The sequence below is a fragment of the Parapontixanthobacter aurantiacus genome (assembly GCF_009827635.1).
GTDB classification, from domain to species: Bacteria; Pseudomonadota; Alphaproteobacteria; order Sphingomonadales; family Sphingomonadaceae; genus Parapontixanthobacter; species Parapontixanthobacter aurantiacus.
Genome location: NZ_WTYW01000001.1, coordinates 1,260,339 through 1,286,247, shown reverse-complemented (window position 1 = coordinate 1,286,247; position 25,909 = coordinate 1,260,339). Strand labels below are relative to the sequence as shown.

36 protein-coding genes are annotated in these 25,909 nt (G+C 61.8%); 32 read left to right on the top strand and 4 right to left on the bottom strand.

Annotated elements, in window-relative coordinates; translation table 11 throughout:
* Positions 1–88: 88 nt before the first annotated feature.
* Positions 89–1,294: a trans-sulfuration enzyme family protein gene (locus tag GRI38_RS06245; RefSeq protein WP_160682013.1), complete on the top strand. Its 1,206-nt coding sequence runs from the start codon at positions 89–91 to the stop codon at positions 1,292–1,294.
* On the opposite strand, the gene GRI38_RS06240 is transcribed toward GRI38_RS06245, so the two are convergent.
* The 3 genes from GRI38_RS06240 to GRI38_RS06230 form a co-directional block, all read right to left on the bottom strand.
* Positions 1,291–1,704, bottom strand: a complete 414-nt coding sequence (locus tag GRI38_RS06240) for a TadE/TadG family type IV pilus assembly protein (RefSeq protein WP_160682012.1) — start codon at positions 1,702–1,704, stop codon at positions 1,291–1,293. The genes GRI38_RS06245 and GRI38_RS06240 overlap by 4 nt on opposite strands.
* The gene (locus GRI38_RS06235) at positions 1,701–2,114 is read right to left on the bottom strand and encodes a tetratricopeptide repeat protein (protein ID WP_419880259.1); all 414 of its coding nucleotides are present in this window, start codon (positions 2,112–2,114) and stop codon (positions 1,701–1,703) included. The genes GRI38_RS06240 and GRI38_RS06235 overlap by 4 nt, the downstream gene beginning before the upstream one ends.
* Before the next feature lie 101 nt (positions 2,115–2,215).
* On the bottom strand, positions 2,216–3,478 hold the full coding sequence (locus GRI38_RS06230) for a pilus assembly protein TadG-related protein (protein WP_160682010.1): 1,263 nt from the start codon (positions 3,476–3,478) through the stop codon (positions 2,216–2,218).
* 241 nt (positions 3,479–3,719) lie between these two features.
* Here GRI38_RS06230 and apaG point away from each other — a divergent pair, with 241 nt between their 5' ends.
* The 5 genes from apaG to GRI38_RS06205 all read left to right on the top strand — a co-directional run bounded on the left by apaG (position 3,720) and on the right by GRI38_RS06205 (position 8,185).
* Positions 3,720–4,118: a Co2+/Mg2+ efflux protein ApaG gene (gene apaG, locus GRI38_RS06225; RefSeq protein WP_160682490.1), complete on the top strand. Its 399-nt coding sequence runs from the start codon at positions 3,720–3,722 to the stop codon at positions 4,116–4,118.
* Positions 4,119–4,187: 69 nt separating this feature from the next.
* Complete coding sequence (locus GRI38_RS06220) at positions 4,188–4,988, top strand: LysR substrate-binding domain-containing protein (protein ID WP_160682009.1); 801 nt, start codon at positions 4,188–4,190, stop codon at positions 4,986–4,988.
* Positions 4,989–5,270: 282 nt separating this feature from the next.
* Entirely contained in the window at positions 5,271–6,881 is a 1,611-nt protein-coding gene (locus GRI38_RS06215; protein WP_160682008.1) for a TadE/TadG family type IV pilus assembly protein, read from the top strand.
* Positions 6,878–7,516, top strand: coding sequence for a TadE/TadG family type IV pilus assembly protein (locus GRI38_RS06210; RefSeq protein ID WP_160682007.1), 639 nt, complete (start codon positions 6,878–6,880; stop codon positions 7,514–7,516). Before GRI38_RS06215 ends, GRI38_RS06210 begins: the two co-directional genes overlap by 4 nt.
* 33 nt (positions 7,517–7,549) lie before the next feature.
* Complete coding sequence (locus GRI38_RS06205) at positions 7,550–8,185, top strand: TadE/TadG family type IV pilus assembly protein (protein ID WP_160682006.1); 636 nt, start codon at positions 7,550–7,552, stop codon at positions 8,183–8,185.
* Positions 8,186–8,531: 346 nt separating this feature from the next.
* Here the strand turns inward: GRI38_RS06205 and GRI38_RS06200 are convergent, their stop codons facing one another.
* Positions 8,532–8,693, bottom strand: a complete 162-nt coding sequence (locus GRI38_RS06200) for a peptide ABC transporter permease (RefSeq protein ID WP_160682005.1) — start codon at positions 8,691–8,693, stop codon at positions 8,532–8,534.
* A gap of 578 nt (positions 8,694–9,271) precedes the next feature.
* Here GRI38_RS06200 and rpsL point away from each other — a divergent pair.
* From rpsL to secY, 26 genes are all read left to right on the top strand, one after another.
* Positions 9,272–9,643, top strand: a complete 372-nt coding sequence (gene rpsL, locus GRI38_RS06195; protein ID WP_019831557.1) for a 30S ribosomal protein S12 — start codon at positions 9,272–9,274, stop codon at positions 9,641–9,643.
* Between the two features lie 213 nt (positions 9,644–9,856).
* Positions 9,857–10,327, top strand: a complete 471-nt coding sequence (rpsG, locus tag GRI38_RS06190) for a 30S ribosomal protein S7 (RefSeq protein WP_160682004.1) — start codon at positions 9,857–9,859, stop codon at positions 10,325–10,327.
* A gap of 129 nt (positions 10,328–10,456) precedes the next feature.
* On the top strand, positions 10,457–12,553 hold the full coding sequence (fusA, locus tag GRI38_RS06185) for an elongation factor G (RefSeq protein ID WP_160682003.1): 2,097 nt from the start codon (positions 10,457–10,459) through the stop codon (positions 12,551–12,553).
* 91 nt (positions 12,554–12,644) lie between these two features.
* Positions 12,645–13,820 (top strand): elongation factor Tu, encoded by a 1,176-nt coding sequence (gene tuf, locus GRI38_RS06180; protein WP_160682002.1) that lies wholly within the window; start codon positions 12,645–12,647, stop codon positions 13,818–13,820.
* A gap of 150 nt (positions 13,821–13,970) precedes the next feature.
* Entirely contained in the window at positions 13,971–14,282 is a 312-nt protein-coding gene (rpsJ, locus tag GRI38_RS06175) for a 30S ribosomal protein S10 (protein ID WP_061924928.1), read from the top strand.
* A gap of 383 nt (positions 14,283–14,665) precedes the next feature.
* Complete coding sequence (gene rplC, locus GRI38_RS06170; protein WP_160682489.1) at positions 14,666–15,544, top strand: 50S ribosomal protein L3; 879 nt, start codon at positions 14,666–14,668, stop codon at positions 15,542–15,544.
* Positions 15,545–15,547: 3 nt separating this feature from the next.
* Positions 15,548–16,189, top strand: coding sequence for a 50S ribosomal protein L4 (gene rplD / locus GRI38_RS06165; protein ID WP_160682001.1), 642 nt, complete (start codon positions 15,548–15,550; stop codon positions 16,187–16,189).
* Positions 16,189–16,500, top strand: coding sequence for a 50S ribosomal protein L23 (locus GRI38_RS06160; RefSeq protein ID WP_160682000.1), 312 nt, complete (start codon positions 16,189–16,191; stop codon positions 16,498–16,500). Before rplD ends, GRI38_RS06160 begins: the two co-directional genes overlap by 1 nt.
* Before the next feature lie 12 nt (positions 16,501–16,512).
* On the top strand, positions 16,513–17,349 hold the full coding sequence (gene rplB / locus GRI38_RS06155; RefSeq protein ID WP_160681999.1) for a 50S ribosomal protein L2: 837 nt from the start codon (positions 16,513–16,515) through the stop codon (positions 17,347–17,349).
* Positions 17,350–17,355: 6 nt separating this feature from the next.
* Positions 17,356–17,631, top strand: a complete 276-nt coding sequence (rpsS, locus tag GRI38_RS06150) for a 30S ribosomal protein S19 (protein ID WP_047805737.1) — start codon at positions 17,356–17,358, stop codon at positions 17,629–17,631.
* Positions 17,631–18,008 carry a 50S ribosomal protein L22 gene (rplV, locus tag GRI38_RS06145; RefSeq protein ID WP_160681998.1) on the top strand — a complete coding sequence of 126 codons (378 nt, stop codon included), beginning with the start codon at positions 17,631–17,633 and terminating at the stop codon, positions 18,006–18,008. The genes rpsS and rplV overlap by 1 nt, the downstream gene beginning before the upstream one ends.
* Before the next feature lie 2 nt (positions 18,009–18,010).
* Positions 18,011–18,706 carry a 30S ribosomal protein S3 gene (gene rpsC, locus GRI38_RS06140; protein WP_160681997.1) on the top strand — a complete coding sequence of 232 codons (696 nt, stop codon included), beginning with the start codon at positions 18,011–18,013 and terminating at the stop codon, positions 18,704–18,706.
* Between the two features lie 37 nt (positions 18,707–18,743).
* A complete protein-coding gene (rplP, locus tag GRI38_RS06135; protein ID WP_160681996.1) occupies positions 18,744–19,178 on the top strand; it encodes a 50S ribosomal protein L16 in 435 nt (144 codons plus the stop codon).
* Positions 19,178–19,396, top strand: coding sequence for a 50S ribosomal protein L29 (rpmC, locus tag GRI38_RS06130; RefSeq protein ID WP_160682488.1), 219 nt, complete (start codon positions 19,178–19,180; stop codon positions 19,394–19,396). Before rplP ends, rpmC begins: the two co-directional genes overlap by 1 nt.
* A gap of 12 nt (positions 19,397–19,408) precedes the next feature.
* Positions 19,409–19,699: a 30S ribosomal protein S17 gene (gene rpsQ, locus GRI38_RS06125; RefSeq protein ID WP_160681995.1), complete on the top strand. Its 291-nt coding sequence runs from the start codon at positions 19,409–19,411 to the stop codon at positions 19,697–19,699.
* A 101-nt stretch (positions 19,700–19,800) separates the two neighbouring features.
* Positions 19,801–20,169, top strand: coding sequence for a 50S ribosomal protein L14 (rplN, locus tag GRI38_RS06120; RefSeq protein WP_160681994.1), 369 nt, complete (start codon positions 19,801–19,803; stop codon positions 20,167–20,169).
* Positions 20,169–20,489 carry a 50S ribosomal protein L24 gene (gene rplX, locus GRI38_RS06115; protein WP_160681993.1) on the top strand — a complete coding sequence of 107 codons (321 nt, stop codon included), beginning with the start codon at positions 20,169–20,171 and terminating at the stop codon, positions 20,487–20,489. The genes rplN and rplX overlap by 1 nt, the downstream gene beginning before the upstream one ends.
* Positions 20,482–21,060, top strand: coding sequence for a 50S ribosomal protein L5 (rplE, locus tag GRI38_RS06110; RefSeq protein ID WP_160681992.1), 579 nt, complete (start codon positions 20,482–20,484; stop codon positions 21,058–21,060). The genes rplX and rplE overlap by 8 nt, the downstream gene beginning before the upstream one ends.
* Before the next feature lie 49 nt (positions 21,061–21,109).
* Positions 21,110–21,415 (top strand): 30S ribosomal protein S14, encoded by a 306-nt coding sequence (gene rpsN, locus GRI38_RS06105; RefSeq protein ID WP_160681991.1) that lies wholly within the window; start codon positions 21,110–21,112, stop codon positions 21,413–21,415.
* Positions 21,416–21,426: 11 nt separating this feature from the next.
* On the top strand, positions 21,427–21,822 hold the full coding sequence (gene rpsH / locus GRI38_RS06100) for a 30S ribosomal protein S8 (RefSeq protein WP_160681990.1): 396 nt from the start codon (positions 21,427–21,429) through the stop codon (positions 21,820–21,822).
* On the top strand, positions 21,822–22,355 hold the full coding sequence (gene rplF, locus GRI38_RS06095; protein ID WP_160681989.1) for a 50S ribosomal protein L6: 534 nt from the start codon (positions 21,822–21,824) through the stop codon (positions 22,353–22,355). The genes rpsH and rplF overlap by 1 nt, the downstream gene beginning before the upstream one ends.
* 1 nt (position 22,356) lies before the next feature.
* The gene (gene rplR / locus GRI38_RS06090; RefSeq protein WP_160681988.1) at positions 22,357–22,701 is read left to right on the top strand and encodes a 50S ribosomal protein L18; all 345 of its coding nucleotides are present in this window, start codon (positions 22,357–22,359) and stop codon (positions 22,699–22,701) included.
* Positions 22,701–23,543, top strand: a complete 843-nt coding sequence (rpsE, locus tag GRI38_RS06085; protein ID WP_337191266.1) for a 30S ribosomal protein S5 — start codon at positions 22,701–22,703, stop codon at positions 23,541–23,543. Before rplR ends, rpsE begins: the two co-directional genes overlap by 1 nt.
* A 5-nt stretch (positions 23,544–23,548) precedes the next feature.
* On the top strand, positions 23,549–23,749 hold the full coding sequence (gene rpmD, locus GRI38_RS06080; protein WP_160681986.1) for a 50S ribosomal protein L30: 201 nt from the start codon (positions 23,549–23,551) through the stop codon (positions 23,747–23,749).
* A gap of 116 nt (positions 23,750–23,865) precedes the next feature.
* Positions 23,866–24,408, top strand: a complete 543-nt coding sequence (gene rplO, locus GRI38_RS06075; RefSeq protein WP_160681985.1) for a 50S ribosomal protein L15 — start codon at positions 23,866–23,868, stop codon at positions 24,406–24,408.
* A gap of 124 nt (positions 24,409–24,532) precedes the next feature.
* Positions 24,533–25,897, top strand: coding sequence for a preprotein translocase subunit SecY (secY, locus tag GRI38_RS06070; protein WP_160681984.1), 1,365 nt, complete (start codon positions 24,533–24,535; stop codon positions 25,895–25,897).
* Positions 25,898–25,909 lie beyond the last annotated feature (12 nt).

Below are 25,909 nucleotides of genomic sequence, written 5' to 3'. Positions count from 1 at the left end.
TGACGGGGGTCGCTTGCGGTCCCGTTTTTCTTGTCGACGATGGGGTCCTGCTTGCGCCGGGCGGGATGCGCGTTAAACGCTGCGTCCTATGAAAAAGACTACGGGCACAGACAGGAAAAAGACGGCGCAGTGGCGTCCTGCAACTCGGGCAGTTCGCGGCGGGACCTGGCGGAGCGAGCACGGGGAAACCAGCGAAGCGCTGTTCCTGACGTCGGGCTATACTTACGATGACGCAGCGACGGTAGCCGCTCGCTTTGCCGGCGAAGAGCAGGGAATGACCTACTCCCGCCTGCAAAACCCGACCGTCGCCATGTTGGAAGAGCGTATCGCCCTGCTCGAAGGAGCGGAAGCGTGCCGGGCTCAGGCAAGCGGGATGGCAGCAATGACCGCCGCGTTGCTCTCGCAGCTGTCTGCAGGTGACCACTGTGTTGCCGCGCGCGCGGCGTTCGGCTCCTGTCGCTGGCTCGTGGACAGCCTGCTTCCCCGGTTCGGGATCGAGACGAGCGTCATCGACAGTGCAGATGACGAGGCTTGGGAACGGGCCATCAAACCCAATACGAAGGTATTCTTCTTCGAGACTCCGGCCAATCCCACGCTCGACATCGTCGATCTTTCACACGTTTGCGCTGTGGCCAAGGCGCATGGGATCACGACCGTTGTCGATAATGCGTTCTGTTCGCCAGCCTTGCAGCGACCGATGGAATTCGGCGCCGACATCGTTGCTTATTCGGCGACGAAATTGATGGACGGGCAGGGCCGGGTTCTCGCCGGTGCGATCTGCGGTTCGCAGGAATTCATCGAAGAGACCCTGATGCCGTTTCAGCGCAATACAGGTCCGACATGCGCCCCGTTCAATGCCTGGGTGGTCTTGAAGGGTCTGGAGACACTGGAACTGCGCGCGCATCGGCAAAGCGAGAACGCATTGAAGGTCGGTCAATTCGTCGAGGGCCGCGTTCCCACGATCTTGCATCCCGGCCTGCCGAGCCATCCCCGGCACGAACTCGCCACGAAACAGATGGATGCCTGCGGGCCGATCTTCAGCTTCGTCGTCGACGACAGGGCTCAGGCTCACGCGATCCTCGATGCGCTCGAACTCATCGATATATCAAACAATATCGGCGATACGCGAAGCCTGATGTGCCATCCGGCGACTACCACTCATGCCGGACTTTCCGCCGAAGCGCGCGAGGCGATGGGCGTCGGCGAAGGCATGTTGCGGGTCAATATCGGGCTCGAAGACCCGGACGACCTGATCGAGGATTTCGATCGAGCCTTGAGCGCAGCAGGGCTTTAGCTCGGCAGATAGACCTTGCGCGTTTCGCTCAGCGTGAAGGGCGGAATGGAGGCGAAAGGAATGATCGGCTCGAGCCGGTATTCCATCGTCATCGTGCCGATCTGCGAGCGTGCCGTGGCCGATCGGCGAAACTCCAGCTTGGTTATTCCCGACAGGAGCACGCCCTTCATGCTGCCCTTCGCGGCGTCCTTCACTTCGATCGTCGAGGCGGTCGGATCGACCTTCGCGAGGCGCAGTCCTTCACCCAGCGCATGGCGCATGACGCCGGCGGTGTGCAAGACGACCGCAAACTGGACGATGCCGATCATCATCGTCACGAGGATTGGAATGGCAATCGCATAGTCGAGCCCGACCGAACCCCGACTGTCGCGAGAGAAACTGCGAAAACGGCGCATGGCGAACAAGCTCATTGGAACCGCACCACGCTATCGCCGGTCACCCGGATCGTCGGATCGCCTTCCGAGCCGCTGAACATTTTTCCGATCCCGCGCCAGTTAAAGCCGGTATCGACATCGCGTGAAACGCTGACGCTGGCGAACCTGGCGGGGATCTCATCGACGGGGCAAACGGTCGTGAAATCGGTCTGCCGCTCGCCGCTGCATTCGAGATAGATCTCCACCTTGATCAACGACGGATCGGCTTCAAGGGCTTCGTCGGTGATACCGGTTGCCTCTTTTGCCTCTGCCAGAAGATAACTCGCATCGCCGTTGGTCGGACGCTGCGACAGGGCGAAGTCGGTAACGCGCTGGGCTGCCTGCTCCATGTCGACCTTGCTGGATGCGACGATCGACATGTCGATCATTCCGAGCCCCAAAAGCATGAGGACAGGCGCGGCAAACCCAAGTTCGACCAGTCCGACGCCGCGTTCGTCCCGGACCAGCTTGCGAGCCGTTGCATTCGTTTGGATGTTCGTCATGAGCGTTACTCCACTACCCGAATGATCTTCGTGCGCGAGGTGTAGGATTCCACCTCGGGCCCGCAATTGTTCTTGATGTTCGACTGGCCAGCGAAACCGACGCGCTTGGCTACGAGCAAAAGGCACTGCGATTTCTGATTGGCGTTGCCGGAGAAATCGAGATCGCCACCGGGCATGTAGATTATGCCGTCCATGATGAGCTCGGAGCCACCATTAATCTTGCTGCGTTGCGCGCTGCCGATCTGGTCCTGGAAGAACAAAATACCGGCCCAGTCCGGGTCCTGATCAAGCGTCGGGGCGGTCAGTTCGAGCTTCGCGCCGCCATTCAGATCGACCGTTGCGGCATCGCCCGCTCCGCCCTTGTTGGTGAGAATGATCGTCACGCCCTTGCCAATGATCTTCGCCTGGCTGTTCGATTTGAAAGAGCCGCCAGCGATGAGGTAGACGCCCGGATGCATCAGCAAAGTCCCGCGGACGTTGATGCCGCCGCAATACATTCCCGGATAAATCTCGGCGGACGTGCCTGGTTTGACGGTGAAGTTCGTTTGATCGCAGGATCCGGTCGTATCGGGCACGGTCAGGCCGCGTTCCTCGAGCGGATCGTCAACGGGGATACCGAATGGTTGCAGACCTGCATTGGCGGGCAAGTTCACTTCATCGTAAACGATCCCGCCAGCGCTGCTGATCGGCGAACCGTCGAGATAGCTCGAACCGTGAAAGTAAATCGCGCTCGCTCCGCGCGAATTGGCGACGACCCCGCAGCCAAGATCGACGTCGGCGGTTCCCTGCATCTCGACCCCTACGCCGTCATCGGCGAGTGAGATGACGCAGTGCTTGCCGCCCGCGATCGTTGCCGCGACGGAACGGACGCGGATCGTGGGCGGAGCGCTCATGAACATTCCGCTGAAAGGCAGCTTCCTGCTGGTCGTCGCGATGAGTTCGATCGCGCCCGTATCACCGATGTAATCCCCGCTCGACGGAGGATTCGTTAGTGTCTCGATGACGAAACTGGTATTGGCCGTGCGTGTCAGCTCGGCCCGCGCAGTCGGATCGAAGTCCGCCCCTTGATGCAGGGCGAGCGCACCGGCCAGGGCGCCGCTGTCGGCGGCTTGCTGCAATTGGCGGTTCCACAGATACCACTGGACGGTGTCCGCTCCGACGCCGGCTGCTCCGACCAGCATCGCAAAGCCTGCTCCCGCCATCAGCAGGATATTGCCGCTCTCGTCGCGAACGAACCGGCGTTTGAGGTTTGTAAGCTTGCGCTTCATTGTCTCGCTTCCCTTCGAACCCCTTTTGCGAAGGCGGTTCCCCTGAGTTTTGCGAGAATGGGCGCGATGGGTAAAAATTCCTTAAGGTTTTGCAGTTTACGCGAAATTTACCATCGTGACCGAGGGATTTGGCGGCTCCCCGTACGGACGAATGTCTGAACGGGCCGACCGAAAGCTGCGGAAAATCACCCCGATTGTTAATTGAAGTGCAACCGGGGGCTTGTTATCGTCGCGAGATATGATGAAGGCCCTGTTTCAACACGCCGCAACCAGCCACGATGTCACCGTGCGCGTTTCTGTGAATTTCCTGCCCGAGCAATCGCAACCAGAACTCGGAAAGTGGTTCTGGGTGTATCACATCCGGATTGAGAACGGTTCTGACGAGACGTTGCAGCTCAAGACGCGGCATTGGCGCATTACCGATGGCCTCGGCCAAGTGAGCCATGTCGATGGCGACGGCGTCGTCGGGGATCAGCCCGTTCTTCATCCCGGAGCGGCGCATGATTACGTATCCGGCTGTCCGCTGACGACGCCGCACGGGTCGATGGAAGGCTTCTACGGGTTCGAACGTGAAGACGGCGAACCGATGGAAGTGCGGATACCTTTCTTTCCGCTGGCCGCTCCCGCGACTGCCAATTAGGCCGATAGCTCCGCTTCTACGCGCGGAGCGGACTTGCCCGGAAAATATCCCTGCGATAGGCGATGCGCGATGAAACGGACCCATCTGCCTCTCAATGCCCTGCGCGTCTTCGATGCGGCAGCGCGGCACCTGTCCTTCACGCGGGCAGCCGACGAGCTCGCCGTCACCCCGGCTGCCGTGGGGCAGCAAATACGCGCATTGGAAGATCACCTGGGGACGGTTCTATTCCGGCGAACGTCGCGTGGGCTTGAACTCACACCTGAAGCGCTGGCCGGGCTCGATCCATTACGCGACGGGTTTCTTCGGTTCGAGGAGAGCGTCCAGGCCATGCAGGCGGGTCAGGCGAGTGACCGCTTCACCATTGCCGCCCCGCGCGAGTTCTACGCGCAGTGGCTCGCCCCGAGACTGGCAGCCTATCGGCGCGAAAACCCCAAGGTACGTTACCAATTGATCGAGAACGAAACGGCGGATTTTACCGAAGCCAATCTCGATCTTGCGGTGCGCCTCGTCGATGGGCCGGGCGATCTCGAAGGGATCGAGCTGGCACCCGCGCGGCGCGTCGTCGTCGCGCATGAGGATGCTCCCGATAGCTGGATCGACTGGCCCGGTGCGCCGCTGCCTGAAGGGGCCGAGGGCGAGATAACCGTCGGCAATGCCGGTCAGGCGCTCTCGTCGGCGATGGCCGGCCTCGGACGTGCAATCCTGCCTTACCTGCTGGTCGAGGAAGCCTTGGCTGCGGGACGTCTGAAAATCCTCGAGGGACCGGACGAGGGGCGCCGCTCCTACTGGCTGGTCGCGCCGCTTCCGCAATGGCGGCAAAAGAAGGTGAAGGCGCTCGTGGCATTCCTTCAGCAGGATGCCGGAAACTGATTCGTTTCGGACACGAAATCATCCGGCAAGATTAATGTTTGATAGCTGTTTCGGCCGTTCTTATTAATCTTTCGGGGCCGTTCAGGCATCGTCAGAAAGCTCATTTTCGCGACGCATTTCTGATTGGGTCTGCCGCCGGAATAGAGTTTTTCTGCCGTACTCCAGGGCTAACAAACTCCTAATACATCCGCTTAATGGTGCGTTTACAGAGGTTTATACGTTATTTAATACCCTCGCTCTAGCTTTCGGACATCTCGAAGATGGAGTTCGAAAGCGATGTCGTTGCTTGATAGCAAACGCAAACGTTCGATTATCAAGGACACGTCAGGCAACGCCCTGATGATGATGGCTGCGGCGGTACTCCCGCTGACCGCAATGATCGGCGGCGGGCTCGATATGGGTATCGCCTACACCGCGCGCGCCAAACTGCAGAACGCCTGCGATGCCGGAGTGCTGGCGGGACGGCAGGCCATGCAGGGCAATATCTGGAGCACCGATGCTCAGGCAGAGGCACAGAAGTTCTTCGACTTCAACTATCCCGCCGGGCTTCACGGTGCGACCAACCTTGCTTTCGCGGTCCGCCAGAACCCCACTGACGGAGCGGAATTGCTCGCAACCGCCTCCGCGGAGATACCGACGGTCATCATGCGTGTCTTCCAGATCGACAGCCTGGATATCGCAGTCGACTGCAATGCGAAGAAGGAAACCGGCCATAACGACATCATGGTCGTACTCGATGTAACCGGTTCGATGCTCAACGCACCCAGCGTCGATTCCGCCGGGACTTCGAAGATCGGCAGGCTCCGTGTGGGCACGCTCGGCCTTTATCGCGGCCTCGATGATAGCGACGACGAGACCATCACACGGTTCGGCATACTGCCCTACTCGCACACGGTGAATGTCGGCGGCCTGCTGGAAAGCGACTGGGTTCTCGACAATCAGGTCTACGAGAACAGGCTGGTCTTCGTAAACGGCGTATTCCAGCCAGGGCGGACCGGCTGCGGCGGCCTCGGTCCGAATTGCGAAGTCCGACGCAGCGATCTCGTCGTGCCCGCCACCAAGTCCGGTTTCGCGACCAACCGTTCCTTCGCGCGCAACTTGCCCGATCTGCTCGCTTCGGTGAACGGTTACACCGGGTCGGTCATGCGAAGCGTCCTGCCGTCGAGCGGTAGCACGACGAACGCCCTTTCGAGGTTCCAGAACGGCGGCTTTGCCTGCATCGAGGAGCGGCCCTCCGTCGGCAGTTCCGGCGAAACCTACGATTCGATCAGCAACGACGACATCGACACCGTCCCGACGAACGGGGGCGAGCCCGAGCTGCAATTCGGTCGCTACGATCCGAGCTGGATCAACTCGCCCTATTCCGTGCTCGACTGCCCCAATTCCGCTACGATGATGCAGGAATACGCTTCCTTGGGCGCGTTCCAGTCGCAGATCGCGACCTCCACCGCGCGGGTCGGCGGCTCGACCTTCCACGACATCGGAATGCTGTGGGCTGTTAGGCTGATGTCGCGTACCGGCATGTTCGCCGACCAGAACCCCGAAACCATCGACGGCGCCCCGGTTACGCAGCACATCGTCTACATGACCGACGGCATCCTTTTTCCCAATCCGGATGTCTACAGCGCCTATGGCACTGCCAACGTCAAGCGGCGCGTCGAGGGTTCGGGATCGCATTACGACCGCCATCTCAGCCGGTTCGAGGATGCCTGCAATCTCGCGCGCGCCCGTGGCATCACCGTCTGGGTCATCGCACTCGACGTGACGGCAACCGACGACATCCGCCCCTGCGCCTCGTCCGACACGCATTTCCTGACCAGCGACGGCACTGATCTCGAAGAGGTTTTCGAGACGATCGGTCGCCGCATCGGAAAGCTTCGTCTGACGAAGTGAGACTGGCAATGCGTGGCCTTCTCTCCCTTTTCCGCGACGAGCGGGGCACGACCGTGGTCGAGTTCGCGCTGATCGTGATCCCGGTCTGCATCGTCATGATCGGCGGGATGGAGGTCGCCTACCAGTCCTATGTCCGCACCGTGATGCAGGGCGCGCTCGACACGGTCGCCCGGACTGCGACGGTCGAGGCGCCCGTCATCGCCGCTGCCGGGGACAGCACCGAGGAACGGATTGCCGAGCGCGTGCGCTCTCACGCCGGAACTGTCGCCGTCGATGCCGAAATCACCATCGTCCAGCGCAGCTATCTCGATTTCGGCGGCGTCGAGCGGCTGGAGAAGCTCGTCACCGACGTCAACGGGAACGGCCAGTTCGACGAGGACGACAACGACTGCTGGGAAGACGAGAACGGCAGCGGCACCTTCGACGAGCGCGGCCGCTTGGGCCGGGGTGCGGGCGACGATGTCGTCTTCTACACCGCCAGCATCCGGATGCCCCGCCTGTTTCCCGTGGCGGCCTTCGACCTTCTTTCCCCGACCATCGCCATGTCGGTGGAGACCGCCGTCCGCAACCAGCCCTTCGGCGACCGCCCGCCGCCCGCCATCCTGTGCGGCAGCGGTGACGCCTTCGTCGGCTGAACCCCTTAGCGACCACGAACGAACGAGCCTGCCATGCCGTATCCCTTTCGCCCCTTCGCCGATCTGCAGCGCGACGAGCGCGGCGTCGCGATCACCGAATTCTCGCTCGCGCTGCCCGCGCTTCTCATCCTCATTCTGGGTGGACTGGAAGTCAGCAACCTCGCGCTGACGCATCTGCGCGTCAGCCAGATCGCGATGACCGTCGCCGATAATGCGGGCCGCGTACGCTCGACCATCGACGAGGCGGACGTATACGAAGTGTTCGCCGGGGCGGATCTCATGGGTCGCAAGCTCGACTTTGCGGAGCGGGGCCGGGTCGTCCTGTCCTCGGTGGAGGACAATGGCAGGAGCGGCGCCAATCGCGGCCAGTACATCCGCTGGCAACGCTGCTTCGGCGCGAAAGAGGTCGATCCGGCTTACGGGGTCGAGGGCGACGGACGCGACGATGCCTCGCTTGCCGACGGGCTGGGCCGTCCGGAGAAGCGGATCGCCGCCAGCCGCGACACCGCGGTCATGTTCGTCGAAGCGAGCTATACTTACGAACCGCTGCTAATCCCCGACGGATTCGGCTCTTCGACCGTGCGCTACGAAACGGCGTTCAACGTGCGCGAGCGCGACAACTTCGCGATCACGAACACGCAGGCGCTGACCGAGAACGCCTGCGACTGATCGTTGCAGACGCATCGCGGGAGCGTTCGCGCGGACGTCCGCGAGCCTTCCCAGCCTGTTGGAACGGAATCGCGCTTTCCTGCGGGTTTCGTGGTTCCAAATCCTACGCGATGGAACACATGGAACACGGTCCTGTGATTGGAATCGGAGGCGCGCGCACACGTTCGGGCCGCTGAAGGACGGCACCGAGCTGAAAGCCGTAGCGGACGGGGCTTCGCAAGGTTCGGGGAAGGGCGCGGCGAACATGATGCGCACCACGATGCAGATTTCGGGAGAGTAGGAAACTCAGGCACAGGCGTTCGTGCGGGAGAGACCGGCGGCGGCGGGTCCGCGCTCGCGCTTTGCTTCAGCCGAGCAGCGAGACGATCAGCATCAGCACCACGAAGCCGACCAGCCCAGCGATGAAGATCATGCGGTTGCGACGCTTGGTCAGGATGATCTCGGCTCCGCGCGCCTTGTCGGCATCGTAATGGATGGGTTCGTCGTTTCTTTCGGGCGGTGTGGTCATGGCGTTCTCCTTGCCCATTCAACGGATGGGGGGCGGGGGGTGGTTCCGCTCCAGCCTACGAATGCGCCGCGGCTCCGGCCTTGACCTCTTGTCCTGCCGCTAGTAAGTGCGCGGGCATCCGGTACGGGAATCGCCTCGGTGCGAAGCCAGGGCCGGGCAGATAGAGCTGAACATTGCCGGTATGTCCCGGAGCCTTCGTGTTGTCACGCAAGGCTCTTTTCTATTGCAGCACTCCTCTCGGGGACGCTGGGGCAGCCGTCAAAGTAACCCGGTGGCCATTGGGTCGGTGGGTGGAGTGCTTCAGGCTCGTGCGAAAGGACAATGCGGACGCGCTACCCGCGCGGCGGCTTGTCCGACCGAACCCCGCGACGAAGTCCGGGTGACGGTCAGAGCACGAACTCAGCAGCATCCGCCGATCAACCCGCAACGTGTCGCCAGCCCCGGTTGCCGCAGTATCTCATATGCTGCGAGCGATCGGAACCTCATCAGGGGAAGTGGGAACCGGTTCCCCGCCCGGATGAGGTGACCCGGTCCGGCAAGTCGCCGGTCCGGACAAACAGGTGAAGAGAAAGAAGTCTATGCCGACGATCAACCAGCTGGTCCGCAAGGGCCGCGAACCGCAGAAGGCCAAGTCGAAGGTCCCTGCAATGGAGCAGAACCCGCAGAAGCGCGGCGTCTGCACGCGCGTCTATACGACGACGCCGAAGAAGCCGAACTCGGCTCTGCGTAAGGTTGCCAAGGTCCGCCTAACCAACCAGCGCGAAGTCATCTCCTACATTCCGGGCGAAGGCCACAACCTGCAGGAGCACAGCGTCGTGCTGATCCGCGGCGGCCGTGTTCGCGACCTTCCCGGCGTTCGTTACCACGTCCTGCGCGGGGTGCTCGATACGCAAGGGGTCAAGGACCGCAAGCAGAGCCGTTCGAAATACGGTGCGAAGCGTCCGAAGTAAGGAAAGCCATGCCGCCGGCATGGTGCTGGCGGGAAGGTTTGGTTTTTTGTTTGGTGCGGTCGGGACATCTGTCCCTCCCTTTCGGGACCGGCCTGCGCCCCCACCGAACCCCCGATATGGTATCCGGGGATAATCGGGTGGCTGGGTGGGGGAGCCGGACAGGCACCGCCAGCTCCGACGGATGTCGGGGCGCACTCCAGAGGAGTTAAAAGAATGTCACGTCGTCGTCGTCCCGAAAAGCGGGTCATCCTGCCCGATCCCAAGTTTGGTGATCAGGTCCTGTCGAAGTTCATGAACAACCTCATGCTCGACGGCAAGAAATCCACTGCCGAGCGCATCGTCTATGGCGCGCTCGACACGGTCGAGGCGAAAGCCAAGGCCAATCCGGTCGAGATGTTCCATGCAGCGCTCGACAACGTCAAGCCGCAGGTCGAGGTGCGTAGCCGCCGCGTCGGCGGTGCGACCTACCAGGTGCCGGTCGAGGTTCGCCCCGAACGCGCCCAGGCGCTGGCGATCCGCTGGCTCATCGGTGCGGCGCGCGGCCGTGCCGAAACCACCATGTCGGCGCGTCTCTCGGGCGAGCTGATGGATGCGGCGAACAATCGCGGCAATGCCGTGAAGAAGCGCGAGGACACGCACCGGATGGCCGACGCCAACCGGGCCTTCTCGCACTATCGCTGGTAGAGCGAATGGGGTAGGGCCCCGGCGCGCCGCGGAAATGGCGGGCCGGGTCTTACACCTGTAACAATTGCAACTATATCGGAGGCGGGCCGCGCGTGCGGCCGTTTCCATTCAACCCTCGAGGTAATTATCATGGCCCGCGACTATCCGCTGGAACGCTATCGCAATATCGGGATCATGGCGCATATCGACGCCGGGAAAACGACTACGACCGAGCGCATCCTTTACTACACCGGCAAGTCCTACAAGATCGGCGAAGTGCATGACGGCGCTGCGACGATGGACTGGATGGAGCAGGAGCAGGAGCGCGGCATCACGATCACGTCCGCCGCGACGACCACTTTCTGGTCGGCAGAGGACGGTCAGGGTCCCAAGCACCGCATCAACATCATCGACACGCCCGGACACGTCGACTTCACCATCGAAGTCGAGCGTTCCTTGCGCGTGCTCGACGGCGCGGTCGCCGTGTTCGACGGCGTTGCCGGGGTCGAGCCGCAGTCCGAAACCGTCTGGCGGCAGGCCGACAAGTACGGTGTTCCGCGGATGTGCTTCATCAACAAGCTCGACCGTACGGGCGCGGACTTCTACTACTGCGTGCAGTCGATCGTCGACCGCCTCGGCGCGACGCCGCTGGTCCTCTATCTCCCGATCGGCGCGGAAAGCGACCTTCAGGGCGTCGTCGACCTCGTGAACATGCGCGGCATCGTCTGGGAAAATGACGGGTTGGGCGCGACGTTCAACTATGTCGACATTCCCGAGGACATGGCCGACAAGGCGGCCGAATATCGCGAACAGTTGGTCGAGACTGCCGTCGAGCAGGACGACGATGCGATGGAAGCCTATCTCGAGACGGGCGACGCACCCGACGCGGCAACGCTGAAGCAGCTGATCCGCAAGGGCACGATGGCGCGCGCCTTCGTTCCCGTGCTATGCGGCTCTGCATTCAAGAACAAGGGCGTCCAGCCCCTGCTCGACGCAGTGGTCGACTACATGCCTTCGCCGCTCGACGTTCCCGCGATTAAGGGCGTCCTGCCCGACAGCGACGAGGAAGCGACGCGTCAGTCTTCTGACGATGCACCGTTCAGCGCGCTGGCGTTCAAGATCATGAACGACCCGTTCGTCGGTTCGCTGACCTTCACCCGCATCTATTCGGGTAAGCTGTCCAAGGGCTCCGTGCTCAACAGCGTGAAGGACAAGAAGGAAAAGATCGGTCGCATGCTGCTGATGCATTCCAACAACCGTGAAGACATCGATGAAGGTTTCGCAGGCGACATCGTCGCGATTGCCGGCCTCAAGGAAACGACGACCGGCGACACGCTATGCGATCCGGCAAAGCCGATCATTCTCGAGCGGATGGAATTCCCCGAGCCGGTCATCGAGCTGTCGGTTGAACCCAAGACCAAGGCCGACCAGGAAAAGATGGGCGTCGCGCTCAACCGCCTGGCAGCCGAGGATCCCTCGTTCCGCGTGACGACCGACCACGAATCGGGTCAGACGATCATCAAGGGCATGGGCGAGCTTCACCTCGACATCCTCGTCGATCGCATGAAGCGCGAGTTCAAGGTCGAGGCCAATGTCGGCGCGCCGCAGGTGGCGTACCGCGAATCGCTGGGCCGCGAAGTCGACGTCGATTACACCCACAAGAAGCAGTCGGGCGGTTCGGGCCAGTTCGGCCGCGTGAAGGTACGCGTCGCTCCTGGCGAGCGCGGCCAGGGCGTGATCTTCGAAGACGAGATCAAGGGCGGTAACATTCCGAAGGAATTCATTCCCGCGATCGAAAAGGGTTTCCGCGAGCAGGCCGAAAGCGGCTATCTCGTCGGCTTCCCGATCATCGACTTCTCCGTCACGCTGTATGACGGCGCCTATCACGACGTTGACTCGAGCGCGATCGCGTTCGAAATCGCCGGTCGTGGTGCGATGCGCGAAGTTGCGCAGAAGGCCGGGATCAAGCTGCTCGAGCCGATCATGAAGGTCGAGGTCGTGACGCCGGAAGACTATCTTGGCGACGTCATCGGGGATCTCAATTCCCGGCGCGGCCAGATCCAGGGTACCGATACGCGCGGCAACGCGCAGGCGGTCGAGGCGTTCGTCCCGCTCGCCAACATGTTCGGTTACGTGAACGAGCTGCGTTCGTTCACCCAGGGCCGGGCTCAATATTCGATGCAGTTCTCGCATTACGAGGAAGTGCCCGCGAATGTTGCCGCGGAAGTCAAAGAGAAACTTGCCTAACGGCGGTTGAGCGTTTAGGGGCGGCGCCTGAATTCGAACGGGCGCTCGCTTCCCTTTGAATATCAATTTTCAATCCAGAGGTTATTTGAGCATGGCGAAGGAAAAATTTCAGCGGAACAAGCCGCACTGCAACATCGGCACCATCGGTCACGTTGACCATGGCAAGACGACGTTGACTGCGGCCATCACGAAGGTGCTCGACGCGCCCGTGGATTTCGCAAACATCGATAAGGCTCCGGAAGAGCGCGAGCGCGGCATCACCATTTCGACGGCCCACGTCGAATACGAAACCGACGCACGTCACTATGCGCACGTCGACTGCCCGGGTCACGCCGACTACGTGAAGAACATGATCACCGGCGCGGCGCAGATGGACGGCGCGATCCTGGTCGTGAACGCTGCCGACGGCCCCATGCCGCAGACGCGCGAGCACATCCTGCTTGCCCGCCAGGTCGGTGTTCCGGCGCTCGTCGTGTTCCTCAACAAGGTTGACCAGGTCGATGACGAAGAGCTGCTCGAACTCGTCGAACTCGAAGTTCGCGAACTGCTTTCCGACTACGACTTCGACGGCGACAACATTCCGATCGTCAAGGGTTCGGCTCTGGCCGCTCTCGAAGGTCGCGACGACGAAATCGGCAAGAACGCAGTCATGGAACTCATGAACGCTGTCGACGAGTATATCCCGCAGCCCGAGCGTCCGATCGACCAGGACTTCCTCATGCCGATCGAAGACGTGTTCTCGATCTCCGGTCGCGGTACGGTTGTCACCGGCCGTGTCGAAACGGGTGTCGTCAATGTCGGCGACGAAGTCGAAATCGTCGGCATCAAGGACACCAGCAAGACGACCGTCACCGGCGTCGAAATGTTCCGCAAGCTGCTCGATCGCGGTGAAGCCGGCGACAACATCGGTGCTCTCATCCGCGGCGTCGGACGTGAAGACGTCGAGCGTGGTCAGGTTCTCGCGAAGCCCGGTTCGGTCAATCCGCACACCGAGTTCAATGCAGAAGTCTACGTCCTGTCGAAGGACGAAGGCGGCCGTCACACGCCGTTCTTCGCGAACTACCGTCCGCAGTTCTACTTCCGCACGACGGACGTGACCGGCGAAGTCATTCTTCCCGAAGGTACGGAAATGGTTATGCCGGGCGACAACGTGACGATCGGCGTCAAGCTGATCGCTCCGATCGCGATGGACGAAGGCCTGCGTTTCGCAATTCGCGAAGGCGGTCGGACCGTCGGTTCGGGGGTTGTCAGCAAGATCACGAAGTAATATAGGCGGGCGCAACGCGGGGGATTCGTCCTCCGCCCCGCCGAATACGCTTCGGCTCTAAAGTTTTGATCGATGGCCCCGCTCTCCCTGGAGACGGGAGGGGGCGGGGCCATTGATTTTGTGTTTGCTCTTTCTCATCGGTAATTGGACATGGAAGCCCAGAATATTCGCATTCGCCTCAAGGCGTTCGACCACCGCGTTCTCGACCAGGCAACTGGCGAAATCGCAGAAACCGCACGTCGTACGGGTGCACTGATCCGGGGTCCCATTCCGATGCCGACGAGGATCGAGAAGTTCACGGTGAACCGCGGTCCGCACATCGACAAGAAGTCGCGCGAGCAATTCGAGGTTCGCACCTACAAGCGCCTGCTCGACATCGTGCAGCCCAACGCCCAGACGGTCGACGCGCTCATGAAGCTCGATCTGGCAGCTGGCGTGAACGTCGAGATCAAGCTGGCTTGATCTTCACGATTCGTCCGGCTAGGGCCGGGCGACGTCCGCTCCCGAAGGGACGTTAAGCGATCGGGAAAGTTTCAAAGTCCGCTGAATAGCGGCATCGGAGGCGCAGGGGACCGGAAGGTCCGAGCCGCTTCCGCAGCGAAAGACCGCCAAGGTTTTTCACGAATTTCGAGATACCGCCGGGCTTGCCCGGGCTGCGTCTCCCGTCTCGTTCGCCGGCGGCCTCGCGCCCCATGCGAACATTCAGCCCGGACGGGCGATGCATACGAACATTTCGGGCTGAGGGTGAGGCGTTGTTTTCGCTTGTGCGGCGGCAGGGCCAAACCGGATTGAAACCAAGCACCTGGGGATGGTCCTCATGTGCCTCTGTCGAAGGAGTATGCGTGATGCGCACGGGCGTGATCGCTAAGAAAGTCGGGATGACCCGCCTGTTCCAGGAGGATGGCCGCCATGTACCGGTGACCGTTCTCGCACTGGAAGAATGCCAGGTCGTCTCTCACCGGACCGAAGAACGCGACGGTTATATCGCGTTGCAGGTCGGTGCCGGCGAAGCGAAACAGAAGAATGTCAACAAGCCGCAGCGCGAGCATTTCGCGAAGGCTGAAGTCGGTCTGAAGCAGAAGGTCGCCGAGTTCCGTCTCGATAGCGAAGAAGGTCTTCTTCCGGTCGGTGCGCGGATTTCCGCAGAGCATTTCGTCGCCGGCCAGAAGGTCGACATCACGGGCCATACGCAGGGCAAGGGCTTTGCGGGTCCGATGAAGCGTTGGGGCTTCGGCGGTCTGCGCGCGACGCACGGCGTCTCGCTCTCTCACCGTAGCCACGGTTCGACGGGTAACCGTCAGGATCCGGGCCGCGTGTTCAAGGGCAAGAAGATGGCCGGCCACATGGGCGACCGTCAGCGCACGCAGCAGAACCTCGAAATCGTTCGCACCGATGCCGATCGTGGTCTCCTTTTCGTCAAGGGTTCGGTCCCCGGTCACAAGAATGGCTGGCTGCTCGTTCGCGACTCGGTCAAGGTCAAGCATGACGATCTGCCGTTCCCGGGCGTGATGCGCCGCAACCAGGACGAGTTCGCTTCGGAAGATGCGGGTGCGGGCATGGTCGAGACGGCAGCAGAGCACCAGGTCAATCCCGAAGTATCCGCAGAGCAGCAGGAAAAGCTCCTGCAGCAGCAGGATGCGGGCGCCGAAGCCGATACCGGCGCGGCCGAAGACAACAGCACTACGCCGAGCGTCGATGATGCCGGCGAGAACAAGGAGGGCTGACACATGAAGGTGAAGGTCCAGAAAATCGACGGCTCGAAGGGTTCGGGCGATGTCGAACTGAACGACGACGTGTTCGGTCTGGAACCGCGTGCGGACATCCTGCACCGGGTCGTGACCTGGCAGCTCGAGAACCGCCGCGCGACCGCTCGTCCGACGCGCGAGCGCAGTGACGTTGCGCGTACCGGCAAGAAGTACGGTCCTCAAAAGGGTTCGGGCGGGGCGCGTCACGGCGACCGCGGTGCACCGATCTTCATTGGCGGCGGCAAGGCTCATGGTGCGCGCAAGCGTGACTTCAGCCAGTCGCTCAACAAGAAGGTCCGCGCTCTGGGTCTGAAGATGGCCCTGTCGAGCAAGGCGAAGGACGGTCTCGTGGTCGTCGACGAGCTTTCGGTGAAGGACGCGAAGACGAAGTCGATCGCAGCCGATTTCACGAAGGCCGGCTTCAGCGGCAAGGTTCTCTTCATCGACGGCGATGCGGTCGATGCGGGCTTCCGCAAGGCGACTGCCAACCTGCCCGGTATCAATGTTCTCCCGGCCCGCGGCGCGAACGTCTATGACATTCTGAAACACGACACGCTGGTTCTGTCCAAGGCCGCGGTCGAGCAGCTCGAGGCGCGCTTCGCCCTCGCGGGAGGTGCCAAGTAATGGCAAAGAAGCAGGACATCGACGCGCGGCATTACGACGTCGTGCTGGCGCCCCACATCACCGAGAAGGCGACGCTCCTTTCTGAGCACAACGCCGTGGTGTTCAAGGTGGCCGGCGATGCGACCAAGCCGCAGATCCGGGAAGCCGTCGAGGCGATCTTTGACACCAAGGTGAAGAAGGTCAACACCGTCGTCCAGAAGGGCAAGGTGAAGCGCTGGAAGGGTAAGCCCTACCGCCGCAACGACGTCAAAAAAGCGGTCGTGACGCTGGTCGAGGGGGCCAACCCCATCGACGTCACGAGCGGTATCTGAGGCGATTAGGAAATGGCACTCAAGAACTATAAACCGACCAGTCCCGCCCGGCGCGGCCTGATCCTCGTCGACAAGTCCGGCCTGCACAAGGGCGGTCCGGTCAAGGCGTTGACCGAAGGCAAGCGCAAGACGGGCGGCCGCAACAACAAGGGCCACGTCACGTCTCGCGGCATGGGCGGCGGTCATAAACAGAAGTATCGCCTGATCGACTTCAAGCGGCGCAAGTGGGACATGCCGGCGACGGTAGAGCGGATCGAATACGATCCCAACCGCACGGCGTTCATCGCGCTCATCAAGTACGAAGACGGCGAACTTGCCTACATTCTGTGTCCGCAGCGCCTCGGCGTGGGCGACCAGGTCGTCGCTGGCGAGAAGGTCGACACGAAGCCCGGCAATGCCATGCTTCTGTCGCAGATGCCGGTCGGCACGATCTGTCACAATGTCGAGATGAAGCCGGGCAAGGGCGGCCAGATCGCCCGGAGCGCTGGTACCTACGTTCAGCTCGTCGGTCGTGACCGAGGCATGGTCATCGTGCGCCTCAACTCGGGCGAGCAGCGTTATGTCCGGGCCGATTGCATGGGGACGGTCGGTGCAGTGTCGAACCCTGACAACCAGAACCAGAACCTGGGCAAGGCCGGACGTCGGCGCTGGATGGGCATCAAGCCGCTGACGCGCGGTGTCGCCAAGAACCCGGTCGATCACCCGCATGGCGGTGGTGAAGGCCGCACGAGTGGCGGTCGTCACCCGGTCACGCCGTGGGGCAAGCCGACCAAGGGCGCCCGTACCCGCAAGAACAAGCAGACGGACAAGTTCATCATCCGTTCGCGCCACGCGAAGAAGAAGAGGTAAAGGCATATGGCTCGTTCCGTATGGAAAGGCCCGTTCGTCGAACTCAGCCTTCTCAAGAAGGCCGAAGACGCACAGGAAGCCGGTGGCCGCGCCCCGATCAAGACCTGGTCGCGCCGCAGCACCATCCTGCCCCAATTCGTGGGGCTCACGTTCAATGTCTATAACGGTCACAAGTTCATTCCCGTGTCCGTCAGCGAAGACATGGTCGGCCACAAGCTCGGCGAGTTCGCGCCCACGCGCACCTTCCCGGGCCATGCTGCCGACAAGAAGGGCAAGCGATAATGGGCAAGGTCAAATCTCCTCGCCGCGTGGCCGATAACGAGGCACTCGCCGTTGGCACGACGATCCGCGGCAGCGCGCAGAAGCTCAACCTCGTCGCGGAACTCATTCGCGGCAAGCGGGCCGAAGAAGCGCTCAACATCTTGTCCTTCTCGAAGAAGGCGATGGCGCGCGATGCGAGCAAGGTTCTGGCGTCGGCCATTGCCAATGCGGAGAACAATCACAATCTCGACGTCGATGCGCTCGTCGTTGCCGAAGCCAGCGTCGGCAAGGCGATCACGATGAAGCGGTTTCATACGCGCGGTCGTGGCAAGTCGACGCGCATCCTGAAGCCTTTTAGCCGGCTTCGCATCGTCGTTCGCGAACAGGAAGAGGCGTAAAGATGGGCCAGAAGAGTAATCCGATCGGTCTGCGCCTGCAGATCAACCGCACCTGGGACAGCCGCTGGTACGCCGAAGGGCGCGATTATGCGCAGCTGCTCAAGGAAGATATCGAGATCCGCAAGCACATCATGAACTCGCTGCCCCAGGCCGCGATTTCCAAGGTCGTCATCGAACGTCCTGCCAAGCTGTGCCGCATCTCGATCTATGCCGCGCGTCCGGGCGTCATCATCGGCAAGAAGGGCGCCGACATCGAGAAGCTTCGCGGAACGCTGGCAGGCATGACCAACAGCGAAGTGAAGCTGAACATCGTCGAGATCCGCAAGCCCGAGATCGACGCCAAGCTCGTCGCGCAGGGCATCGCCGACCAGCTCATTCGCCGCGTCGCTTTCCGCCGCGCGATGAAGCGCGCGATGCAGTCCGCCATGCGTCTGGGTGCCGAGGGCATCAAGATCGTCTGCGGCGGTCGTCTCGGCGGCGCGGAAATCGCGCGTGTCGAGCAGTATCGCGAGGGTCGCGTGCCGTTGCACACGCTGCGCGCCAATGTCGATTATGCAGAAGCCGAAGCGCTGACCGCATACGGCATCATCGGCATCAAGGTCTGGGTCTTCAAGGGCGAGATTCTCGGCCATGATCCGACCGCGCAGGATCGTTTGATGATGGAAGCGCAGACTTCCGGCGTTAGGCCGGCTCGCTGATCCGGCGGCTGTCAGAGCGAAAGACTGAGTAGAGACAATGCTACAACCGAAGAAAACCAAATACCGGAAGGCTTTCAAGGGCCGGATCAAGGGCGAAGCCAAGGGCGGCACGACCTTGAACTTCGGCTCCTACGGCCTGAAGGCGCTCGAACCGGAACGTATCACGGCTCGCCAGATCGAGGCGGCTCGCCGCGCGATCACGCGTCACATCAAGCGTCAGGGTCGTCTCTGGATCCGCGTCTTCCCGGACGTGCCGGTTTCCAAGAAACCTGCCGAAGTCCGTCAGGGTAAGGGCAAGGGTTCGGTCGAATACTGGGCTGCACGGGTCAAGCCGGGCCGCATCCTGTTTGAACTCGACGGGGTTGCCGGACCGCTCGCGGCAGAGGCGTTCAGCCGCGCCGCCATGAAGCTGCCGGTGAAGACCAAGGTCGTCGCCCGCTTCGGCGACACCAGCCACCTGGGAGGCGAATGATGGCCAAGATCGAAGATCTCCGCACGAAGTCCGACGACCAGCTCACGCAGCAGCTGACGGACCTCAAGAAAGAACAGTTCAACCTGCGGTTCCAGGCGGCGACCAACCAGCTCGAGGCGCCTTCGCGCATCCGGCAGGTCCGCCGCGAGATCGCGCAGATCAAGACGCTTCAGACGCAGCGCACCAAGGCTGCTGCTGCTGAAAAGACCGGTGCATAAAGGAGCACAGCGATGCCGAAACGCATTCTGATCGGGACCGTCACCTCCGACAAGACCGACAAGACCGTGACCGTGAAGGTCGAACGCAAGGTGAAGCACCCGCTTTACGGCAAGATCATCCGTCGTTCGAAGAAGTATCACGCGCACGACGAAACGAACGAATACACGTTGGGCGACACCGTCCGCATCGAGGAGACGCGACCGATCTCCAAGACGAAGACCTGGCGGGTTCTCGACCGGGTCCAGGCCGGCGGTACGCAGGCTGTCGAAGCCGATCTCGACGTCGAGGCTGCATCGAACTGAGATCGCACCCTGCGGGGGCGATCCGGGGCGGTAGGCCGGAAAGAATTTTAGTGGAACTCCCCGACTGGTTCGGGAAAGCCGAGTAGGAAGGAAACGCATCGATGATTCAGATGCAATCAAACCTGGATGTCGCTGACAATAGCGGTGCGAAACGGGTCCAGTGCATCAAGGTGCTGGGCGGCTCGAAGCGTCGCACCGCCAGCGTGGGCGACGTAATCGTCGTCTCCGTCAAGGAAGCGCAGCCTCGTGCCAAGGTCAAAAAGGGCGACGTTCATCGCGCCGTGATCGTGCGCACGAAGAAGGACGTCCGCCGTACCGATGGCAGCGTCATCCGCTTCGACAGCAACGCCGCCGTGCTCGTCAACAAGAACGAGGAGCCGATCGGCACCCGTATTTTCGGCCCCGTCGTGCGCGAGTTGCGCGGACGCGGCTTCATGAAGATCATCTCGCTCGCTCCGGAGGTATTGTAATGGCCGCTGCGAAGATCAAGAAGGGTGACAGCGTCGTCGTCCTGTCCGGCAAGGACAAGGGCAAGACCGGCACGGTTTCCAAGGTGATGCCGCGCGAGAGCAAGGTCGTCGTCGAAGGCGTCAACATGGCTGCGCGCCACCGCAAGCCGAGCCAGCAGAACCCGCAGGGCGGTATCGACCGGTTCGAGGCGCCCATGCACATCTCGAAAGTTGCCGTCGCCGATCCCAAGGACGGCAAGCCGACGCGCGTCCGTTTCGAAGAGAAGGATGGCAAGAAGGTTCGCGTCGCCGTGAAATCCGGGGAGACGATCGATGGCTGATTACACGCCGCGCTTGAAGAAGCGCTACAACGACGAAATCGCGAAGGCGATGACCGAGAAGTTTGGCTACAAGAACGCGCTCGAAGTTCCGCGGATCGAGAAGATCACGCTGAACATGGGTGTCGGCGAAGCGAGCCAGGACAAGAAGAAGGTCCAGAACGCTGCCGAGGAAATGGCTCTTATCGCGGGTCAGAAGCCGGTCATCACCAAGGCGAAGAAGTCGATCGCACAGTTCAAGCTGCGCGAAGGCATGCCGATCGGTTGCAAGGTAACCCTGCGCCGCGACCGGATGTACGAATTCCTCGATCGCCTTGTCACCATCGCCATGCCGCGCATCCGCGACTTTCGCGGGCTGAATCCGCGCTCGTTCGACGGTGCCGGCAATTACGCGATGGGCCTCAAGGAGCAGATCATCTTTCCCGAGATCAGCTACGACAAGATCGAGACCGTCCGCGGCATGGACATCATCGTGACGACCACGGCCAAGACCGACGAGGAAGCGCGCGAACTGCTCAAGCTGTTCGGCTTCCCGTTCCCGGCCGAAGCGGCACAGGAAAAGGAGGCCGCGTGATCGCGCGCACCTCGAACGAATTGACACGAAGGAAGAGAGCTTAAGTCCAATGGCGAAACTGAGTTCCATCAACAAGAACGAGCGTCGCAAGAAGCTCGCCAAGCAATATGCAGCGAAATACGAGAAGTTGAAGGCGATCGCCGACGACAAGTCGCTGGATGAAGGCGAGCGTCTGATTGCGCGCCTCAAGATGGCGGAAATTCCGCGCAACGCGAACCCGACGCGCATCCGCAACCGCTGCACCACCACCGGTCGCCCGCGCGGCTATTACCGCAAGTTCGGCCTCAATCGTATCGAGCTCAGGAACCTGGCCAACAAGGGCCTCATTCCCGGCGTTACGAAGTCGAGCTGGTAAGGATCTGATATATGGCTATGACCGATCCCCTGGGTGATATGCTCACCCGTATCCGCAACGGCCAGCAGGCGAAGAAGGATTCCGTCCTCAGCCCTGCGTCCAAGCTGCGTGCGAACGTTCTCGAAGTGCTTCAGCGCGAAGGCTACATCCGTGGCTATTCCGAAGACGAGAGCGGCAAGCACAAGGCGCTGCGGATCGAATTGAAATATTTCGAAGGCGAACCGGCGATCAAGTATGTCGCCCGCGTTTCCAAGCCCGGCCGCCGCGTCTATTCGGGAAGCCAGAACCTTCCCACGGTTCGCAACGGCCTTGGCATCACCATCGTCTCGACCCCGCGCGGCGTGCTGTCCGATAGCGAAGCCCGCAGCGAAAACGTCGGCGGCGAAGTGCTGGCGGAGGTATTCTGATGAGCCGCATCGGCAAACGACCGGTCGCGATCCCCAGCGGGGTCACGGCAAACATCGAAGGCGACACGCTGTCGGTCAAGGGCCCCAAGGGTACCCTGACGATGGGCCTGTCCGACCTTATCGACTACAAGATCGAGGGTGACGAAATCCGCGTCAACCCGGCGAACGATACGAAGGCGGCGCAATCCTTCTGGGGTATGCAGCGCACGCTCGTATCGAACCTCGTCGACGGTGTGACCGAAGGTTTCACCAAGGTCCTCGAAATCAGCGGCGTCGGCTACCGTGCGCAGGCTCAGGGCAAGAAGCTCAAGCTGCAGCTCGGCTACAGCCACGATGTCGATCTCGACGTGCCCGAAGGCCTCGAGGTCAAGACGCCCGATCAGACCACGATCGAAATCAGCGGCAGCGACAAGCAGGCCGTCGGCCAGTTCGCCGCGGAAATTCGGCGCTGGCGCAAGCCCGAACCCTATAAGGGCAAGGGCATCAAGTATCGTGGAGAGTACATCTTCCGCAAGGAAGGGAAGAAGAAGTAAGATGGCCAAGCTTTCCCTATTCGAACGCCGCCGCCGCCGGGTCCGCACTGCCTTGCGCAAGCGGTCCGCCGGCAAGCCGCGCCTCTCGGTGCATCGCACCGGGCAGCACATCTATGCCCAGATCATCGACGACGGCGAAGGCCGGACGCTCGCTGCGGCATCGACGCTCGGCAGCAAGTCCTCGGGCGCGAATGTCGAGGCTGCCCGCCAGGTCGGCAGCGACATCGCCGAAGCAGCCAAGAAGGCCGGTGTCAGCACCGTCGTCTTCGATCGGGGCGGCTTCCTGTTTCATGGCCGCGTCAAGGCGCTGGCCGATGCTGCGCGCGAAGGCGGGCTGGAGTTTTAATTATGGCTGACGAGACAAAAAACGAAGACACGGCGGACAAGAAGCCGGTCGAGATCGATCACGCGGCATCGGCCGAGACGGAGCATGCCGTCAAGGACCAGCCCAAGATCGACAATGACGGCGCAACGCCGACGCCGACCACGGCATCGACCGAGGCGGCTGAAAATCAGTCGCCTGCTTCCGGCGATCCGACGCAGCCCCGCGGACGCGGTGGTCGCGGCGGACGGGACGGCGGTCGTGATGGTGGCGGACGTGGCCGTGGCCGCGGACGCGACGGTGGTCGTGGCAATCGCCGCGAGGAAGAGGACGATGGCATCATCGAGAAGCTCGTCCACATCAATCGCGTCTCCAAGACGGTAAAGGGCGGTAAGCGTTTCGGCTTTGCGGCACTCGTCGTCGTGGGCGACGGTTCGGGCCGGGTCGGTTTCGGCCACGGCAAGGCACGCGAAGTTCCCGAGGCGATCAGCAAGGCAAGCGCGGCTGCTCGCAAGAAGATGATCCGCGTCGCCCTGAAGGAAGGCCGGACCCTGCACCATGACGGCAATGGCCGGTTCGGTGCGGGCAAGGTGACGATCCGCACGGCTCCTGCCGGTACGGGCATCATCGCCGGTGGTCCGATGCGCGCCGTATTCGAGAGCCTGGGTGTGGCCGACGTCGTGACCAAGTCGGTCGGTACGTCCAACCCCTACAACATGATCCGCGCCACTTTCGACGCACTGACCGATCAGACTTCGCCGAAGTCGGTCGCACAGCGTCGGGGCAAGAAGGTCGCCGACCTGCTTGGTCGTGGCGGAGCAAGCGAAGCCGAGGCTCAGGCCGACGCTGCCGCGGTTACGGAGTAAGTCTGATGGCCGACAAGAAGAAAAGCGACGGCAAGACCATTCGCATCAAGCAGATCGGTTCGCCGATCCGCCGTCCCGAAGCGCAGAAGAAGATTCTGGTCGGCCTCGGTCTGGGCAAGATGCATCGTGAAGTCGAAGTTGCCGACACGCCGGAAAACCGCGGCGCGATCGCCAAACTGCCGCACATGGTCGCGGTTCTCGACTGACAACACATAGAACGGGGTCGCTTGACCCTATGGGCCCGGGCGCGTACCGGGCCCGTTCCTTTTAAGCGCGTTCCCCATGCGAAAGGGGCCAGGAAAGCGAAAGCGAGTGCACTATCATGGCTATCAAACTCAACGAACTTAGAGATAACGAAGGCGCCCGCAAGGAGCGGATGCGCGTCGGACGCGGCATCGGCTCCGGCAAGGGCAAGACCGGCGGCCGCGGTCAGAAGGGTCAGAAGAGCCGTTCTGGCGTCGCCATCAAGGGCTTCGAAGGCGGCCAGATGCCGCTGCACATGCGCTTGCCGAAGCGCGGCTTTAACAATCCGTTCGGCAAGGACTTCGCCATCGTCAATCTCGGCATGGTCCAGAAGTTCATCGATGCGGGCAAGCTCGACGCCAAGAACGCGATCGACCAGGCCGCCCTGCAGGCAGCCGGTCTCGCCAAGGGTGGCAAGGACGGCGTCCGCCTCCTCGGCAAGGGCGAAATCACCTCAAAGGCCTCTTTCAAGGTCGCCGGCGCTTCCAAGGGCGCGATTGAGGCGGTCGAGAAGGCCGGTGGTTCGGTCGAAGTCGTCGAAGAAAAGCGTCCTTCCGCCAAACCTTCGGCCAATCCGCGGTCCAAGGACGCGAACGGCAAGGCGAAGAAAGACACGGCATAATCCGCCGAATATAGGGCGGGGGGTTCGACAATCCGGATCCCCCTTCCTATGTATCGGATCGGAGGGCTGCGGCCGCGAGAATTGACGCGGTCCCAAGCCGCAGAGTCAGGACGAACGGTTACCCATGGCTTCACGCACCGACAGCATTGCCAGCAATCTCAGCCTTGCGAACTTTTCGAAGGCGACGGAACTTAAGAAGCGTATCTGGTTCACGATCGGCGCGCTGATCGTCTTCCGTTTCCTCAGCTTCGTGCCGCTTCCCGGCGTCAATCCGCTGGTCCTCGAGACCCTCTACGATCAGGCGCGTGGCGGCATCCTCGACCTGTTCAATACTTTTTCCGGCGGTAGCCTCGAACGAATGAGCCTCATCGCGCTCGGCGTCATGCCCTACATCACCGCCTCGATCGTGGTGCAGCTGGCATCCTCGCTTCATCCGACCTTGGCGGCGTTGAAGAAGGAAGGGTCTGCCGGACGGCAGAAGCTCAACCAGTACACGCGCTACGGCACCGTTTTCCTCTGCGCGATCCAGGGCTGGTTTCTTGCAGCGGGCCTCGAAAGCTTTGCCGCGCAGAACGGATTGCAGGCAGTCGTCGCACCGGGCTACATGTTCCGCATCGGTGCTGTCATCAGCCTTGTCGGCGGTACGATGTTCCTTCTGTGGCTGGGCGAGCAGATTACCAGCCGCGGCATCGGCAACGGCGTCTCGCTCATCATCATGGCGGGCATCGTCGCACAGTTTCCTAGCTTTGTGACGAGCTTCGGCTCGCAATATGCAAGCGGCACCATCGGCACGGGCCTCGTCATCGGCTTCATCGCCATGATCATCGGCCTCATCCTCGTGATCTGTTTCGTCGAGCGCGCGCAGCGCCGCTTGCTGATCCAGTACCCCAAGCGCGCGACGCAGCGCGGCATGATGCAGGCGGACCGCTCGCACCTGCCGCTGAAGCTGAACACGGCCGGCGTTATTCCGCCCATCTTCGCCAGCTCGCTGCTCCTGCTGCCGCTGACGATCAGCCAGTTCGCGGGTAATTCGGTTACCACCGAAAGCACGACCGGGAATATCATCCAGCAGCTCAACTTCTATCTCGCGCCGGGGCAGCCGCTCTATCTCGCCTTGTATGCTGCGGGCATCATCTTCTTCTGCTTCTTCTACACCGCGGTCGTCTTCAACCCGGAAGAGACGGCGGAAAACCTGAAGCGGAACGGTGGCTTCATTCCCGGCATCCGTCCGGGCAAGCGGACCGAGGAATATCTCGATTACGTGCTGAGCCGGATCACGGTCGTCGGAGCAATCTATCTGACGCTGGTCTGCGTCATTCCGGAATATGTCATCCGTCAGACCGGCATCCCGCTGTTCCTGGGCGGAACGAGCCTGCTTATCGTGGTGAACGTCACCGTGGATACGATCAGCCAGGTCCAGTCGCACCTGTTGGCACATCAGTATGGCGATCTTATCAAGAAGGCGAAGCTGAAAGGCCGCGGGCGCTGAACGAGCACCGGC